A 15,303-nucleotide genomic window follows, 5' to 3' on the forward strand; every position below is an offset into this window, starting at 1 on the left:
TGTCTCCTTTCAGTAGGCGACGATCGCGGATTCGGCCACCATGTCGCCGACGACCGGGCAGGCCGGTGGTACGCCCGGCGACGGGCCCAGCAGCGGCGACGTGTTGAACTCGATGACCCGCACCCGGCCGGGGCCGATGGTGTGCCGGATGCCCTGCACGATCAGGTGCGGCACGTCCTCCGGGCTCCCCGGCGGCATGCCGGTCAGCTCGATCCGGTCACCCACCCGCAGCGACAGCAGTTGCTGCCGCTCGGCGACGGTCCGCCGCAGCATGTTGATCCGGATCGACGGGCACCGTGTCCGCGGCTCCCCGTGCGCGGCCAGCGCCCAGGACGCGAGGTTGGCGGCGTCGTCGGCGATCGCGCTGGACAGCTCGTACGGCTGCCCGGTGACCCCGTACCGCGCTGCCCGGGACCGGTCAGACCGGCGCACGCTTCCCCCGCCGGCGATGGTCACGGTCACGTCGGTAACCGGCCGGTCAGGCCGGTACCGAAGGTGCCGCCGGCTGATCCACCCCCACGGGATGGCCAGCGCGACCGGCTGGTTGTACCGCTGGACGCGGGGGATCAGGGTGATCCGGCCGTCCCCGGCGGTGATCAGGGTGTCCTGGCCGCCCTGGGCGGCGGTCTTCAGCGCGGCTGCGGGGCTCACTCCCGCCAGCCGGGCCCGCTGTAGCGGGGTGCTCGCTGCGGCCGGGGCGTCCACCTCGGACGCGGGGATGCCCGCGTACCCAGCCAGGGTGACCACCCGCTCGGCCACCGTCTGCCGTTCCAGGCCCCGGTAGCCGTGGGCGTGCTGGGCCAGGTGGTCCGCCCGGGTCATCGTGGTCGCGTCCGGGCCTACCCGCACCTGCACGTGGGCCAGCGCGCCAGACCAGCCGGTCCCGATCTCAAGGAGGGTGTACGACTGCGCGCCCGGGGTGGTGAAGGTCTGCGACGCGGTCGCGTCCGCGCCGACCCACAGTTCGTGCAAGCCGGTCGCCAGGTTGAAGCGGGCGGTGACCAGCCTCCACAGGTCGAACTCGTACGGGCGGCCGACGTCGATCGGCGACGACGCTGCCGACGGCCCGGGGTCCACGGTGCTGCCCGCGTAGAACAGGTCCGGGCCCGACATGCTGATCTGTCGGCGGGTAATCCGCAGGACGTGGCCCGTTGTTCCGCGCAGGCTGACCAGGAATCCGGCGGGTTCCTCGGACGTGGGAGCCATCTCGTACTCGCCCAGCCGCGCCCACACCGACACGGCGATGGTGTCCGTTGCCGACACCGTCAGTGGCAGCGGCGCCACGAGGGTCGCGTCGGCGAAGGCCGAGAGCCCGTCGACATCCCCGACCGGCGTCCACCTGGCGTACCGCTGGTCGTCACCCGGCGGGCCTTCCGTGTCTGCTGGCCGGAGCAGGTCGTCCGGATCCGCGAGCACCTGGGCGCTGGACCAGCCGAACGGGACCCGCTCCGTGGTGGTGCCGGTGGGGATGGACAGGTACCGGCCATCCGAGGGGCTATCCGACAACGGGAACCACTCGACGAGCTGCCCTCCGTGCGCCCGGATGTGCTCGGCGAGGGTGCCCTCGAAGGCCGGCGCCGACTCCAGGCGGCCCAGCCGATCCACCGCCGTCACCCGCACCGGCTGCGAGCTGCGCGAATCCACGATCGGCATGTCCGGGATCTCGAGGTAGCCGGTGCCGAGGAGATACTCCACCCCGCCGACCGTCTCGGCGATCTGCACCCGCCGGCCTTGCTCCCACCGCCCGTAGTACGGGCTGGCCGGATTCCTCGGCGTGAACAGGTTGTCGCCGTTCTTCAGCGCCCAGCCCATCTCGGTGGGCCTGATTTCCGCAGTCTCGTCCTGCCGGCCGATCGTGACCTCCACGGCCTGGCCGCCGTCGCCGTAGTGCACCCGGTCCGTGATGTCCGTGTAGACCAGGGCCGGATCGTCCGGGTCATGGTCCAGGCCCACGCGCACGCTGATAGTCGGGTCCGCCACTGCCCCTCCGCGCCTACGTCGTCGTGCTCATGCCCAGGTAGCGGCCCACCGACTGGCCACGCAGTGATGCGGCGTCGATCAGCTCGTCCTTGATCTGCCGGCCGTCCGGGGTGGCGACGATGAGCCGCAGCACCCCGATACCGGCGGTCGCCCCGCCGCCGTCGGCGAGCGGCTGGACGGTCGCCCCGCGGCCGAGGTGCACCAGCTCCGGACCGCGCTCACCCACCACGGCCGTGCCGGCGCGCAGGATGTGACCGCCCTCAGCGAGGTACGGGATGTTCGGGGTGGAGAGGGTGACACTGGGGATGCCCATGCCCAGCACCGACCCGCCACCGAGGGTCAGGCTGAAGTTGTTCCACTTGCCGATCATCCAGTTCAGGGCGCTGCGGAATGCATCCTTGATCCCATCGAACATGCCGCGCGCCTTCGCTCGGATCCGGCCCGGTAGCCCACTGAGGAAGCTGACGACCTGATCGAACTTGTCGGTGATCCAGCCCCAGGCGGATTTCACCCCGTCAACGATGCCGTTCCACAGTCCGGCGAAGAACCTGCCCACCCCGGTCCAGAAGCCGGAGAAGACGGCCCACCAGGTTTGGAAGGCGGCGACCAGGAAGTCCCACACGGCCAGTGCGGCGCTCTTGATGATCTCCCAGGCCCCGATCCAGAAGTTCCGGAAGCCCTCGAATTTCATCCACAGGCCGACGACCAGGGCGATAAGGCCGATGACGGCCAGGATGATCAGGCCGACGGGGTTGAGCATCATGGCGACGTTGAGTGCGATCTGAGCGGCGGCCCAGAGCTTGGTGCCGAGCACGACCAGGCCGATGATGCCGGCGAGGATGCCGAGCCCAGTCGCCAGCGGACCCACCCAGCCGGAGTTGCGCTGCAACCAGCCGAAGGTCTTCTCGATCATCGGGATGGCCTCGGCAAGCTTCTCGACCAAGGCACTCTGGGCTTGCCTTTTGAACGCCTCCAGCTTCTGCGAGGCGCTCTGCTCGAGGGCTTGGCCGGCCTTGTCGGCAGCCCCGGCGACATCACCCAGCCCGTCCCCGGCGGACTTCATGTTGCGAAGGAACTCGGGGATGTCCTGGACGTTCAGGTCCTCGAGCGGGGTGCCGAACAGGGCGATGGCGGTGTTGGCTTGCGCCGTCGGATCCTTGATCGACAGCAGCCCGGACACGATCTTCTGGAAGGCGGCCTGCGCCGTATCGCCGCCCTTCAGGATCTGGTTGGACATGGTCTCGGCGTCCAGGCCGATCGCCTTGTACGCCCCGACGGAACTGGCCGACATGTCGGTCGCCCGGAGCGTGAACTCCTTGATCGCGTCCCCGGCCTTGTCGATGCCGTACTTGCCCTTGGAGCTGGCTTCCACCAGCAGCGCGAACGCCTGCGACCCGTCGAAGCCGAGGGTGCGAAAGAACTGGCCGTACTCGTTCCCAGCCTCGAGGAAGTCCTCCCGGAGGGCAGCCGGCACCTTCCCGCTGGCGACGGTGATCAGGTCCAGTGCCTGGGTGGCGTTGTCGGCCAGCCCGGACCCGATCAGCGTGGACACGTACTGCGTGGCCTCGGCCACGTCGGTGCCCCACGCGGTGGCGTACGCCTGCACCTTGACCGTGAGGTCCTCGATCGCCTTCGCATCGCCCTCGGGTACGAGCTTCGCGGACGCCACCGCCTGCACGGCCTGCATCGCCTCGGCCGCCGACTCGCCGAAGCCTCGGCCGTAGACGTTGCCGGCGACCTCGCCGAGCTGCTTGGCCAGGGCCGGGTCACCGACCTGCGCGGCCAGCCTCGCCCTGGCCTTGTCCAGTTCCAGGCCCTGGAGGAGGCCGGCACCGATGCCGGCGGCGAGGGCCGCGCCGATGAGCGGGCCCTGCTGGCGGATCGACTCACCGGCCTGCTGGAGCTTCTGCTTGGCGGACTTGATGCCACGGTCGAGGGCGGTGTCGTCAGCGCGCAGGTACGCGACCAGCTCACCCAGCTTGAGCGCCACGAGATCACCTCCACTGTCGGATCAAGGACCGTTCGGGCCGTCACCGGCCGGTACCGTGCGCGGGTTGTCCACCCCGTCACAGGAGGCATGAGTGAGAGCACGGCACGTAGCGGTCGCCGTCGTTGCGGCGATCGCGTTGGCGGGCTGCGGTAGCAGCGAGGAGACCCCGGAGGCGACTCCAACCACGCCGGGCGCGATCAGCTCCGAGGCGGTCGAGAAGGCGCTGGAGGCTGCCGGCATCCCGCCGAAGCCGGACCAGAAGACCGCTGACGCCTACCTGGCCGCGCTACGGAAGATCGACCCGGACATCGTCGGAGACAAGGACCCAGACCGGATCATCGACCGGGGCCGGGACCAGTGCCGCACCATCAAGGACTGGCCGAACGACGAAGCCAAGGTGATCATGTTCGCCAACACGCGGTTCACCTCACCGGACCAGCCGAACGGGTTCGGCGAGGCGAAGGCGAAGAAGATCAACGAGGTGGTGCGTAAGCACCTCTGTCCCAGCTACTGACCGGGCGTCTCGGGGACGGGCGCGAACGCCCGGTGCAGCCGGGTGTCCGCCGCCAGCAGACCGGAGATCCGGACGTCGAGCCACCGCCAGGATCGGGTCCGCAACAGGGCTCGGTCCTCGACGTCAACGCCGTATACGTCGTGCAGGTCAGCCTCGACGAGCGCCCACCGGCTCAGGATGTCCGCCCACGAGACCCGGTCCGCGTCCTGCTCCTGCCGGACCTCTTCCGGGTAGTCGTACCACTCGTAGAGGCCGCTGGCGGCGTCGCGGCGGCCCCGTCCGTACGGGTCTTCCGGCCACTGGCCCGGCGCTCCTGACGGTTCGCCGGGCCCGGTGCTTCCGGGCGGCCACCGGACGTCCAGTACCGCTGCGCCGCCTCCTCGCCCGCGATGATCCACAGGTAGGCAGTCGCCCCGCAGAACTGGATGTACGGGTCCGGCACCCGGTCGGCCACCATCTGCTGGTAGACGTCGCCCAGGACCCGCTCCTGCAAGGTGATGTTCCTCCCGCCGGGCAGCTCGGGGAGCGCCTCGACCGCAGCGACCGCGGCCTGAATCTCGTCGGTGCCAGTGGCGGCGTTGACTTCCCCGGCGACGGCGGCGACGCGGCGGCACCACAGTCCCAGCTCTGCCGACGGCAGCGGCAAGGTGTACTCCTTGCCGCGTACCGTCAGCGTCAACCCGGGTGACCAGTAGTCGTCCAGGTCGCCGAACTTCGCACCCATCAGGCGTACGTGTAGTCGTCGGCGGGCGCGTTCGGGCTGGTGCCGCCGGGGGTCGTCACGGTCACCTGGACGGTGCCGGCAGCACCGGCCGGGGCCGTGGCCACGATGTGGGTGTCGCTGACCAGCGTGTAGTTGGTGGCGTTGTTCGCCCCGAACTTGACCCCGGTCGCACCGGTCACGCCGGTGAACTTCGAGCCGTAGATGTTGACCAGGTTGCCGCCGGCCGTGGGTCCGCCGGCCGGGTTGAGTCCGGTCACGGCCGGCACGGCGCTGGCGGCCGGGTTGGTGATCGGGGTCAGCGGGCCTTGGCCCTGGATGACCACGCTGACCGTGTCGAGGGCACCGGTGCCGCCGCCGTCGTGGGGCCACGCCTTCACGTACGCCCGGCCCTCGAAGCTGTCGCCGGCCAGTCCGTTGCGGTCGTACCAGCGGACCCCGAACTCCGCCGACGCCACGTTGCTGGCCTTCGCCGCGTTGAAGCGGTTCCGGAGGAAGGCGTGGACGCTGTCGATGCTGGTGCCGGCCGCGTTCGTCGAGTGCTTGATCTTCGCCTCGATGCGCCAGTTGTAGCCGGTGACGGCCTCCCGGGCCGCGCCGTCGTCCTCGTAGGTCTCGTCGGACTCGGTGCGTAGCTCCTCGATGAGCTTCAGCTCCTCGATCCCGATGAGCTGCTGGTACTGGCTGGCCGGGTAGGTGGCGGTGTCGATGTCGACGCGCATCCGCCGGGCGAGGGCGGTCACGCGGGTGGTGGGGGTCGTCGCCATGACGGTCCTCTCCTCAGTCGGTGCGGTTGCTGGTCGGGCGCATGGCCTCGACGTAGTAGTTGTGGCTGCTTTCCCACCGGCCGTTCGCGTCGGCGCCGAGCGCGGTGTACGACTGCCGGTACACCTGCACGATCGGGATTTCGCCCCAGACCAGGCCGTGAGCGCTGTCGAGCGCGTCAAAGACGCTGTCGCCCAGGTCCTCGGCCACCCTGGGATCCCGGGTGCCGCGCACGCGGATCTGGACGCCCTGGGTGTAGTCGGCCAGCCCCGGCGGGGAGGCGACGACGTACGGGGCGAGCGTGATGATCCGGTCCGGACTGGTGGGGATACCGCGGATGGTGATGCCGACCTCGTTGGCCTGGTAGATGCCGCTGTCCCGCCAGGTGCCGATACCGGCGGCCTGGAGGTGCAGGGCGAGGCCGGTGAGGAGTCGTGAGGTCCAGCCGTCACCGGCCGCCATCAGGGGCCGCCCAGGGGCTTGCCGGCGGCCTTCGCGATCAGCGCCAGCATCACGTCGCGCTCGGTGCCCATCGGCTCCTCCAGGTACTTCGCCTGCCGCCCGTCGTCGTGCCGCAGGGTCATGTCCTCGTGCTGACGAACGGCGTAGGACCGGTCAAAGCTGACCGCGACCAGGCCAGACGCCCGGTCGGAGCTGACCTCACCGGACCGCTCCAGGTCGCCCTCCTCGTGCGGGGCGAGGCCACTGGACACCTGGAGCAGATGCTCGGCGGCCAGCTCGGAGCCGTCGAAGGAGGCGTCAGACATCAGCGCGAGCACCTTGTCGCCGTCCCAGTCGAGGCGGAACTCGTCGGCCATGGGTCACTCCAGGGACAGCTCGACGTGCTCGGGCAGGCCGAGCCCGTGGTCCTCCATCACGCTGACGGCGAGCACCTTGGCGGTGCGGCCGGTCCACGGCAGGGTGACCAGGCTGGACGGCGGGGCGACCGTGGCCATCGGCGCGAACACCGTGGTGGAGGAGACGCCCTCAGCGCCCTCGGCGTCCTGGGTCTGCACGACGACCCGGCGGGTGGTGTCGTCGACGACGCACGGGCCCACGTCGACGGGGTCGGCGTACACGTCGCCGTACGCGCCGGAGCCCTCGTACGCCTGCACCTGCACCGTCCGGGGCTCCGGGATGTGCAGCTCGATGAACTCTTCCCACGTCACGGCTCACCTGCTCTGGGGGCCGTGGCCGGTGAGCCCGGCGGCCTGGAGGATGGTCCACGCCTGCTCCCAGAGGCTGCCGATCCGGACCGGCCGGTCACCCGGGTCGCTGCTGGCCTGCACCGACAGCCGACCGATCGTGAACCCACCGGCCCGGCCCCCGCCGAGGCCGGTGACGTTCCCCGCGTTGAGGTTCGCCGCGACCTGCTCCAGCGTCGCGTCCCGCAGCGCGGTGACGACGGCCTGGTCCTCCGGGTCGTAGACCGCGCAGAGCAGCGCCCGGTCCACGTCCCGGGACGCCCGGTCGAGGAGCTGCTGCGCGTTGACCGGCGTCCGGCCGATGTACTCGGTGAGCTGGTCGACGGTCGCGTACGCCACGTGCCCTCCTCGGGTACGGCGGGGTGGCCGGGCCGCGAACCCGGCCACCCCACGACTCACTCGGCCGTCGGGCCGTACGTTGCGCGCAGGTCGTCGCGCTTCATCGCCCGCACCTCGGCCTCGTCGAGGTCGGGGCGGGTGGCGATGACCCAGTCCGCCCAGGTCTCCTGCGAGGCATTGCCGGCCGGCGGCTCCGGCGTACGGTCACCAGCCGGCTGGCCGACCTCGGCACCCAGCTCGGCCGTCACCTCCGGCACATCGCGGCGCTCCAAGAACACCTGCTCTGCGGCGGTGGTCTCCCGCCGCTGCTGCTCCTCGGTGTCCGTGATGACGACCTGGCCGCCGTCCTCGGTCCGCTCCAGCCGGCCGACCGGGCCAGGCACGATCGGCCCCGGGCCGGCCACTGCGTGGATGCCGGGCGCCACCACATCCGGGCCGTGCGGGTTGGCCTGGCCGGCGTTGACCGGCGGAAGGAAGTCGGTTTCCCGCGGGTCGACGGCGGCATCGCGCAGTCGCGTGCCGAGCTGCTCCTCCGTGACGTCACGCGGGTCCGCCGGCTCCGGAGTGCCCTCGACCGGGCTGTCGGTGGTGCCGTCCACCTCGTAGCCGGCACCCCGGCAGTACTGGATGACCGCCTGGTCGTCGGTCTCCGCGACGCCGTCGCGGAAGACGACGTCACCGATGCGCCCGTTGTACTCCCGGTTCGGGGCCTTGATCGTCGCCATCAGGCCGAGACCTTCACGTTCCGCAGCACGCCCGCGGCACGGGAGCGCTTCAGGACCGGCGCGACCGGGCCCATCTCCACCTCACCGGTCTTGACCGCGCCGGCCTTGCTGAAGTCGGGCAGCCAGTTCTGCACGAGCGGCCGGCCCGCCATGCTGACGCCGTGGAAGCCATCCAGGCCGAACCGGACGGCGTAGATGTCGCTGAGGCCGGTGATGTTCCCGCCTGCGCCGCCCGCGTCCGCGTCCCGGGTGACCGTGCCGATGACGTCGTTGTTGCTGCCGGCCTTCGTGCCGAGGTCGACCAGGTCGATCCCGCGGTACTGCTCGATCGTCTCGCCGAACGCGTTGGTGGTCTTGTCGATCATGTCGGCCCACGCCGCGACGAACAGGAAGTACGCCTTGGTCAGGGAGTTCATGAACAGCGCGTCGGGCTTGGCGTCGAGCTTCCCGAGCCAGTTGTTGACGTGCAGCATGAACTGCAACGCCTTCTGCTTGGTGTCGATCGTGGTCATGTCCAGGTACCCGGTTGCGACGCCGTTGCTCAGCGGCAGGTACTCGGTGGTGGTGCCGGTCAGGATCTTCGACAGGCCGTCGAATCCGTTGGCGTCCACCGCGCTGTCCCCGTTGACCACCTGGTCGGCGAAGAACGCACGCGAGGCCTTGATCTTCTGGGACATCTGGAGCGCGGTCTCGGCGCCGGCCGCGACGCCGTCGAGCACACGGTCGATCTGGAAGGAGCCACCGAGCGGCTTCAGATCCACGCTGGCGCGGACCTTGGTGACCTCGGCCGGGGTGTACTCGCTGTTGATCGCGCGGAACGCGGCGGTCGGCTGCGAGGTCAGTCGGGTGTAGCCGTAGGTCAAGGTCGCGCCGTTGCCGGCCTGGTTCACGACGTCGTCGAAGGTGAGCTTGTCCAGCAGGTAGCTGGACTTCTGAAACTCGTCGATGACCTGGACATCGACGTCATCGGTGGCCATCAGCTTGGCCTGGGCGAGGGTTACGGGCATGGTCTACTCCGGTGTCAGGAGCCGCCGAGCTTGGCGGTGATCGCGTCGGTGAGGTTCTTCGGCTTGCCCTTCTGGCCGCCGGCACCGGAGTGGTCGGTGCCCTGCTTGCCCGGCCCTTGGCCGGTCGGGGTGGAGGCGAGCTTCGGGTTGGCCTTCACCGCCGCCTTAATCGCGGCGGTGACCTTGTCCGGGAAGTCGGCCGCGTCCGGGTCGAGGTCGGCGACCTGGGCGAGGAATCCGCGGCTGTCGAGTACGGCGTCCGGGTCTGCACCGGCCTTGCCGGCGGACTTGTAGACCGCCAGCTCGACGGCGGTCTCACGGGCGCGGGCGACGGCCTTGTCCCGCTCGGCGGCTGCGGCCTTGAGCTGCTCGGCGGGGTCGGTCTTCCCGTCCGGGGTGAGCCCGGCGGCCTTCAGTACGGCGGCGAGCCGTTCGTCGGCGGCCTTCCTCGCCTCCTTGGCCTTCTTCTCTCCCTCACGGGCGGCGGCCAGGGCGCGGGCGTGCCGGTCCGGATCAAACTCCCCGGTGATCTTCGGGGTCTTCGTCTTGTCGTCGTCCTGGCCGTCGTTGGCGCCGGCCTGGTCGTCGGTGCTCCCGCCGTCCTCGTCGCCGCCGGGGTCGCCCTCGCCGGATCCACCCGCGATGACGCGGATGGGTCGGCCGTCGCGTCGGTAGCCCAGGATCTTTCCCGGGGTGACGTGGTGGCCGGTGAGTGGGTTGACGAAGCCGGGCGTGACGGCGGTCGGCAGGGTGGTGCGGTCCACGGGTGCCTCCTTGAGGCTGTCGGGATGGTTCCCGCCGGGCCTCGCCGGCGGTGGTCTGGTCAGCGGCGCGGCAGGTTGCCAGCGCCGATCGCCTCGCGATACGGCAGCCTCTTCAGCTCCGGGTTCGCGGCGAGGTGGTCGCGCATCGTGGCCTGCCACTGGCGGACCTTCGCTGCGGCCGTGGCCTTGGCGGTGTCGTCGAGCGCGCCAAGTTCCCGCTCTTTCCAGTGGCGGATCTGCCGCTCAATGGCCCTCTGTCGTTCCTTGGCTTCGTAGCCCTTCGGGTTGGCCGTGGGCTTGGTCGGGCGGCGGGTTGCACCGGGCAGGTACGACCGGAGCGCGTGCGTGCAGTTCGGGTGCTGGAGTCCAGCCGCGCGGGCCTCGGCGACGCTGCCGGCGATGTCCACCACCACGGTGCCGTCGCCGACCATGCTGGGCAGCTCCACCCGGCCGCGCAGGGTGCCGGAGATGGAGAGCACCTTGCCTTCCCACGGCCGGCATCGCGGGCACTCGCGCGGAGAGTCGGAGACCTCGACCGTGTCCACGCCGAGCGTGGTCAACCGGTCCGTCTGGCCCTGCACAGCGGCCCGCTGGGTGACGGTCCGCGTGCCCATCTCGACGTACGACGAGAGCCGCCAACGCCGGCCACCGGAGTCGACGAACGACACCACGCCTGGTCGACGAACCGTGCGTACGCCCACTGGCTGGCCTGCCGACGGGTCATCCCGCCCGCCACGGACACGGCGGTCGCCTGCTGGATCACCGCTCGGTACACATCCAGGACGTGCCTCAAGACGTTGGAGTGCCGCTCCCCGACGTCGGCGACCAGTGCCGCAGCGAGGTTCTCCACCACGCCCGCGCGGGTGACCAGCTCGGCGACGACACCGGCCGCGCGGACAGCGTCAGGGTCACGCGGGAGCAGCGCCGCCGGAATGCCGGTGGTGGCAACCGCCTGACCGCCCCGGTACGCCCGGGCGATGGCCTCGCGGATCCGCTCCGCCCCCTCCACCTCCACCACACCAAGGATCCGCTCGACGGTGCGCCGCAGCGTGCCGAGCGCGCCGAGGCGGGTGACCGCCCAGTCGGGGGCGTCGATGCCGGCGAGCAGATGCCGAGTGACCTCACGGAGGATGGCCTGCTCGGCGGCCCGGTACAGGTCGACCGTGTTGCGGGTGGCGGCCTCGATCTGGTCGCCGGTGAGGGCCATCTACTACTCCTCGGCCGGCGGTTCCTCGGCGTCCTGGTCGGCGTCGTCGGCGGCCGGCGGGCCGTTCCCGGCGAGGGCGCCCAGGGCACCGCCCACCTCCACCGTCGGCGGGGCGTCGCCCTTGATCCGGGCAACCTCCTCGCGGACCTGGATGTCGTCCCACTCGGGATGGACCGTGCGGACCATCGTGTCGACGGAGACGGCCCCGGCAGCCGACAGGAGCTGCAGCGTGCGAGCGGTCGTCTCCGGGGACTCGCTGACGCTGTCGCCGAACTCGACATTGGGCCTGACCGGGTCAGCTTGGGCGTTGAGCTGGGCGCGCTCGACCGCCAGGAGTAGCTCGATAGCGTCGGCCAGCGCGGGCGCCCAGGTACCGATCCGGTTGCCGCGGGTCGTGAAGCTTTGCCGCTCCCGGGCCTGGACCTCGGTGGCCGTGACCGCGACGTCGCCCTCCTCGCGAGGGTCTGCGACGACAGGCCGGCGTGCCGCAGCGCGGTCTCCACGATCGCGTCGGCGGTCGCCTTGTGCTCGGCGTGCCGGATCGCGAACTGGCTGAGGGTGATCCCGGCGTCGCCGCCCTGCTTGTTCGGCATTTGGGTGAGCGCGGTGAAGACTTCCTGCTCGGCGTCCCAGGTCGCGCCGTTCCCGGGACCCAACGACCGCAGCATGTACTCGGGCACGAGGATCCGGGAGCGGGCCAGCCGCAGGTCCCGCATCCACGAGGTCCACACGTCATCGAGGGCGTCGAACCACTGCTCGTTGCCGTCGAAGTCGGAGCGGCCGAGGTACTTGAGGCCAGGCAGGGTGCGCCACAGGCGTTGCGGGCCGGCGTTCGGTACCCGCACCACGTCGAGGCGGTCCAGGCCGGTCGCCTGGCTGCTCTCTTCGTCGACCAGGTCCGCGAGGTACGCCGACGCGTTCTGCTCGGTGAGCGGCACGGCCCGTCCCAGGTGGGTGCTGGTGCCCTCGTGGAGGGCGTACACAATCCGCCCCGCACCGTTGACCACCTCGTGGTGTTCCAGCAGCCGCACGTGCACGTCCCCGTCGACCAGCAGCGTCGACCAGAAGGTGACCTCGATCAGCTTGCCCCACCGGATGACCGGCACGGCCCCGTCGGCGTGCACGGCTGCGAGGAATGCCCGGTCCGGGTAGACGTCCTCGTCGATGACGGGCCGGAGGTAGACGTCGCCGAGTGCGGAGTCGGCTTCGGCGGCGTGGAGCAGCACGGTGGCGAGGCCGTCCTCGACGAGCTGCTCCAGCCGGGCCATGACTGCGGTGTCTTCGTGGTCGAGCTTCGGCGGCTCGCTGAAGAGCAGGTTCGCCGAGGTGGCGGCGAGGTCGGCAGGCAGGGGCACGTGGAGGCGGCCGTCGCGTTGCCCGACCGGGGAGGGTGCGCCCCACAGCCAGCGGGACACCATGCCGACCAGGCCGCCGGACCGCTGGCCGGGGCGGGTCTTGGGCCGGGCCGTGGTGCGGTTGGCGTACACCTGGCCGAGCTGGTCAGGGCTCCCGCCGTACCAAGCATCCCAGTCGCGGTAGGCGTCGTAGGCGGGGGTGAGCTGCGGCGGCGGCCAGGCGCCATCGGTCGGGATCGGCACCGGGCCTCCTTCGTCATGCTGCGAGGTCGAGGGCTCCCTTCACCAGGGGGCGCCACAGCACCTCGGGGGTCTTGATCGCGTACCGGCCGGCGTCCAGGGAGTGGTCCCCGGCCTTGATCGGCTTGTCCTCACCCAGGAGCGCGGCTTTCTCGTCCCACACGTAGCCGGGGATCTCCTCGATCCAGCCCTCGCAGGACTCGTGGACGAAGAGCAGGCCCTCGGCGAGGAGACTGGCCACCAGGCGGATGCCGTCCAACACGTCGTTGTCGGCGTTGGTCGGGAGCATGCCGTCCGGAAGAGCTGGGTGGAGAAGCTCGCGGCGGACGGGTCGACGCAGATCCAGTCCGGGCGGATGCCGAGCTTGTCGAGCCAGGCGCGCAGCCGGGCGGAGTACTCCGCGTCGGTGAGGCTGCGCTGCTGCTTCTTCGAGTCCCACCGCCACTCGCGGGCGAGGTACAGCTTCCCGTCGACGCCGACGCCCAGGAGCAGGCCGGCGAACGGGTTGGTGGTGCCGTAGTCCACGCCCAGCGAGACCCACCGGGTGATGCCGGGCAAGGTCTTGACCACGTGCTTCGCGGGGTTCCAGCCCTCGTAGACGGTGCCCTCGGCCACGCACCAGTCGCCGAGGATGTTCCGCCGGTAGTAGAGGCCGGTGTACTGCCGCCGGTACCGGGCCTTGACCGCCTCGGAGAGGACCGGGTTGTCGTCGAGGAGGAACTTCAGCACGTACCAGTCACCGGCGAGGTCACCGCCCGGGCGGGCCCGCTCGATGCCCTCGGTCATCAGCCAGTGTCGCGGGTTGTCCGGGTTGGTGTTCCCGAAGATCTGGCTGCCGTCGACGGAGCAGCGGCCGAGGAGCTGCTCATGGAAGCTGCGGGCATCAGGGACCACTCGTCGACGTACGCGCCCCGGCAGGTCATGCCCCGGAGCCGGTCTCGCTGCGTTCGTCGTTGAAGGTGATGACCTCGACCGTGGTGCCGAGGATCGTGGCGGTCGGTGCGCCCCGGGTGTACGTCGTCGCCTTGGCCAGCGGTCCGAAGAGCACCGGGTCTCGCAGCGGGTTGAAGATGTTCCGGACCGCCGTGTCGTACGTCTTCGCGGTAACGACCAGGTCCCCGCTCTTCGGGGTCTTCGGGTCGGCGAGGTACATCAGCCACCGGAGCAGACCGGAGGCGGTCTTCCCGGACCGGATGGCGCCCTCGGCGAGGTTGACGAAGAAGTTGCTCTCGCAGACGTACTCGATCTGCTCTCCGACAGGGGCAGGCCCCGGAGGTCGACGCCGGTCACGTCGCGTCCTTACGCGCGTTGATCAGGGCTTCGCGCAGGTCGGTGAGCATGCTCTTCTCGGACTCGTTGCCGGTGGCCTGTCGTACTCGGCCAGCTTGAGTGCGGTGTTGGCGAGGGCCTGAATGGCGCTGGCGATGTCCCGCTTGTCCCGGAACGGCGGCTCGTCGACGTCGCGCTCGTTGTAGTCGTTCTCCTTGCCACCGAAGTTGTAGATCTTGGCCTTGGAGAAACATCTGGCCCATCAGCTTCTGGGCACCCGCGAGTGCGTCGACCTGGAGCTTGGCGCGGCGGGCGGCGGCGTCGTCCTTCTTGGCCTGGGTGGCGACCTTCGTGCGCTCCCGGTCGAACGTCAGGCCGAGCTCGTCGGCGATGCGGGAGATGGTCTTCCCCGAGCGGCCCATCTCCTTCGCGATGGCGTTCCGGCTCAGCTTCTGGGCGTGCAGCTCCTTGACGCGGTCGTAGTCGGCCTGGGTGACGGGGCGGGGGCGGGTCATGGGTCACCTCGTCACGGCCCTTGGCCGGTCAGGGGTCGGCGGACAACTCGACGTGGGCGGGCGGGGCGGCGAACCCGACCGGAGAGCTGCGGGCGTATCCGGCCGTCTCGCGGAACAGGTCGAGTGCCTTGGCGGCGACGACGTCCAGGGGCTCGGCGGCTTCGACGATGACGGTGTGGCCGGCCACGGTGACGTCCACCTTGACCGGGGCGGGCGGATCGGTCACGACTGCTCCGAGGGGGAATTCCCCGCCCTGCGGGGATGTTGACCACATTCGGTGCGGCAGTGGGCCGGCCGAGTCCATAGGGGGCGGATCATGCCGAACAACGGCAACGATGAAAACGAGCTGCTCCGCGAGGCGAAGGTGTCGATCCTCAAGAAGATCACCGAGCTCAACACCACCTCCGTGGGCCTGAAGGGGACCCTGGAGCTCGCGATGGCGTACACCGTGCTCGACGGGGAAGCTGCCGGCGAGACGCCGAAGAGCTGACGCGGTGTGCGGGCAGGCCGGCCACCACAGCGACCTGCCCGCGTTCCCCGGCGCGTCCGACCTGGACGCGAAACAGCCCGGGAGCCGTGGGGCTCTACCGGGCTGCGGACAGACTCCGCCTATGGGAGTCGGTGAACAATCATCATGCGGCGAGGGCGACTCCAACGTCAACTCGGCGTCGTCGTCCGCGGCCGCCGGTGCGCTTGTCCGCCTCAAT

Annotated in this window: 17 protein-coding genes and 2 pseudogenes; 2 read left to right on the forward strand and 17 right to left on the reverse strand. The window is 70.5% G+C overall.

All coding sequences use genetic code 11. From position 1 onward, the window contains the following. Positions 1–9 precede the first annotated feature (9 nt). Together GA0074692_RS33590 and GA0074692_RS33595 are read right to left on the reverse strand one after the other, a co-directional pair. Positions 10–1,953: a hypothetical protein gene (locus tag GA0074692_RS33590; RefSeq protein WP_091654749.1), complete on the reverse strand. Its 1,944-nt coding sequence runs from the start codon at positions 1,951–1,953 to the stop codon at positions 10–12. A gap of 40 nt (positions 1,954–1,993) precedes the next feature. Continuing rightward, on the reverse strand, positions 1,994–3,970 hold the full coding sequence (locus GA0074692_RS33595; protein ID WP_091654751.1) for a phage tail tape measure protein: 1,977 nt from the start codon (positions 3,968–3,970) through the stop codon (positions 1,994–1,996). Positions 3,971–4,061: 91 nt separating this feature from the next. On the opposite strand from GA0074692_RS33595, the gene GA0074692_RS33600 reads away from it, so the two are divergent. Next, on the forward strand, positions 4,062–4,484 hold the full coding sequence (locus GA0074692_RS33600) for a hypothetical protein (protein ID WP_091638458.1): 423 nt from the start codon (positions 4,062–4,064) through the stop codon (positions 4,482–4,484). Here GA0074692_RS33600 and GA0074692_RS33605 read toward each other — a convergent pair. The 15 genes and pseudogenes from GA0074692_RS33605 to GA0074692_RS33675 all read right to left on the reverse strand — a co-directional run bounded on the left by GA0074692_RS33605 (position 4,478) and on the right by GA0074692_RS33675 (position 14,822). Next, on the reverse strand, positions 4,478–4,663 hold the full coding sequence (locus GA0074692_RS33605) for a hypothetical protein (protein ID WP_091638497.1): 186 nt from the start codon (positions 4,661–4,663) through the stop codon (positions 4,478–4,480). The genes GA0074692_RS33600 and GA0074692_RS33605 overlap by 7 nt on opposite strands. Continuing rightward, the gene (locus GA0074692_RS33610; RefSeq protein WP_091654753.1) at positions 4,657–5,208 is read right to left on the reverse strand and encodes a DUF7426 family protein; all 552 of its coding nucleotides are present in this window, start codon (positions 5,206–5,208) and stop codon (positions 4,657–4,659) included. Before GA0074692_RS33610 ends, GA0074692_RS33605 begins: the two co-directional genes overlap by 7 nt. Further along, positions 5,208–5,972 (reverse strand): phage tail tube protein, encoded by a 765-nt coding sequence (locus tag GA0074692_RS33615; protein ID WP_091654755.1) that lies wholly within the window; start codon positions 5,970–5,972, stop codon positions 5,208–5,210. The genes GA0074692_RS33610 and GA0074692_RS33615 overlap by 1 nt, the downstream gene beginning before the upstream one ends. 13 nt (positions 5,973–5,985) lie before the next feature. Beyond that, positions 5,986–6,432 carry a minor capsid protein gene (locus GA0074692_RS33620; RefSeq protein WP_091638459.1) on the reverse strand — a complete coding sequence of 149 codons (447 nt, stop codon included), beginning with the start codon at positions 6,430–6,432 and terminating at the stop codon, positions 5,986–5,988. After that, complete coding sequence (locus tag GA0074692_RS33625; protein WP_091638460.1) at positions 6,432–6,788, reverse strand: hypothetical protein; 357 nt, start codon at positions 6,786–6,788, stop codon at positions 6,432–6,434. Before GA0074692_RS33625 ends, GA0074692_RS33620 begins: the two co-directional genes overlap by 1 nt. 3 nt (positions 6,789–6,791) lie before the next feature. Beyond that, positions 6,792–7,139: a hypothetical protein gene (locus GA0074692_RS33630; RefSeq protein WP_091638461.1), complete on the reverse strand. Its 348-nt coding sequence runs from the start codon at positions 7,137–7,139 to the stop codon at positions 6,792–6,794. A gap of 3 nt (positions 7,140–7,142) precedes the next feature. Next, positions 7,143–7,514 (reverse strand): hypothetical protein, encoded by a 372-nt coding sequence (locus tag GA0074692_RS33635; RefSeq protein WP_091638462.1) that lies wholly within the window; start codon positions 7,512–7,514, stop codon positions 7,143–7,145. A gap of 56 nt (positions 7,515–7,570) precedes the next feature. Then, a complete protein-coding gene (locus tag GA0074692_RS33640; RefSeq protein WP_091638463.1) occupies positions 7,571–8,239 on the reverse strand; it encodes a hypothetical protein in 669 nt (222 codons plus the stop codon). Continuing rightward, positions 8,239–9,246, reverse strand: a complete 1,008-nt coding sequence (locus GA0074692_RS33645; RefSeq protein WP_091638464.1) for a major capsid protein — start codon at positions 9,244–9,246, stop codon at positions 8,239–8,241. The genes GA0074692_RS33640 and GA0074692_RS33645 overlap by 1 nt, the downstream gene beginning before the upstream one ends. Positions 9,247–9,260: 14 nt before the next feature. Further along, positions 9,261–10,010, reverse strand: coding sequence for a hypothetical protein (locus tag GA0074692_RS33650; protein WP_091638465.1), 750 nt, complete (start codon positions 10,008–10,010; stop codon positions 9,261–9,263). Between the two features lie 59 nt (positions 10,011–10,069). Beyond that, positions 10,070–11,217 (reverse strand): annotated as a pseudogene (locus GA0074692_RS37100) (phage minor capsid protein). A 3-nt stretch (positions 11,218–11,220) separates the two neighbouring features. Next, on the reverse strand, positions 11,221–11,403 hold the full coding sequence (locus GA0074692_RS36370; protein WP_245730848.1) for a hypothetical protein: 183 nt from the start codon (positions 11,401–11,403) through the stop codon (positions 11,221–11,223). A 1,425-nt stretch (positions 11,404–12,828) separates the two neighbouring features. Further along, positions 12,829–14,102 (reverse strand): annotated as a pseudogene (locus tag GA0074692_RS33665) (PBSX family phage terminase large subunit). Then, positions 14,099–14,596 (reverse strand): helix-turn-helix domain-containing protein, encoded by a 498-nt coding sequence (locus GA0074692_RS33670; protein ID WP_245730853.1) that lies wholly within the window; start codon positions 14,594–14,596, stop codon positions 14,099–14,101. Before GA0074692_RS33670 ends, GA0074692_RS33665 begins: the two are co-directional and overlap by 4 nt. Positions 14,597–14,624: 28 nt before the next feature. Then, positions 14,625–14,822: a hypothetical protein gene (locus GA0074692_RS33675; RefSeq protein WP_091638470.1), complete on the reverse strand. Its 198-nt coding sequence runs from the start codon at positions 14,820–14,822 to the stop codon at positions 14,625–14,627. Positions 14,823–14,912: 90 nt separating this feature from the next. On the opposite strand from GA0074692_RS33675, the gene GA0074692_RS35185 reads away from it, so the two are divergent. After that, a complete protein-coding gene (locus GA0074692_RS35185; protein ID WP_176738770.1) occupies positions 14,913–15,086 on the forward strand; it encodes a hypothetical protein in 174 nt (57 codons plus the stop codon). The last annotated feature ends 217 nt before the right edge of the window (positions 15,087–15,303 follow it).

The sequence above is a fragment of the Micromonospora pallida genome (assembly GCF_900090325.1).
GTDB classification, from domain to species: Bacteria; Actinomycetota; Actinomycetes; order Mycobacteriales; family Micromonosporaceae; genus Micromonospora; species Micromonospora pallida.

What these genes read in the sequence shown, in the direction of transcription:
- GA0074692_RS33610 (WP_091654753.1), bottom strand. Translation starts at nt 5,208, where the DNA reads ATGGGTGCGAAGTTCGGCGACCTGGACGACTACTGGTCACCCGGGTTG.
- GA0074692_RS33615 (WP_091654755.1), bottom strand. Translation starts at nt 5,972, where the DNA reads ATGGCGACGACCCCCACCACCCGCGTGACCGCCCTCGCCCGGCGGATG.
- GA0074692_RS33620 (WP_091638459.1), bottom strand. Translation starts at nt 6,432, where the DNA reads ATGGCGGCCGGTGACGGCTGGACCTCACGACTCCTCACCGGCCTCGCC.
- GA0074692_RS33625 (WP_091638460.1), bottom strand. Translation starts at nt 6,788, where the DNA reads ATGGCCGACGAGTTCCGCCTCGACTGGGACGGCGACAAGGTGCTCGCG.
- GA0074692_RS33640 (WP_091638463.1), bottom strand. Translation starts at nt 8,239, where the DNA reads ATGGCGACGATCAAGGCCCCGAACCGGGAGTACAACGGGCGCATCGGT.
- GA0074692_RS33645 (WP_091638464.1), bottom strand. Translation starts at nt 9,246, where the DNA reads ATGCCCGTAACCCTCGCCCAGGCCAAGCTGATGGCCACCGATGACGTC.
- GA0074692_RS36370 (WP_245730848.1), bottom strand. Translation starts at nt 11,403, where the DNA reads ATGGTCCGCACGGTCCATCCCGAGTGGGACGACATCCAGGTCCGCGAG.
- GA0074692_RS33670 (WP_245730853.1), bottom strand. Translation starts at nt 14,596, where the DNA reads ATGACCCGCCCCCGCCCCGTCACCCAGGCCGACTACGACCGCGTCAAG.
- GA0074692_RS35185 (WP_176738770.1), top strand. Translation starts at nt 14,913, where the DNA reads ATGCCGAACAACGGCAACGATGAAAACGAGCTGCTCCGCGAGGCGAAG.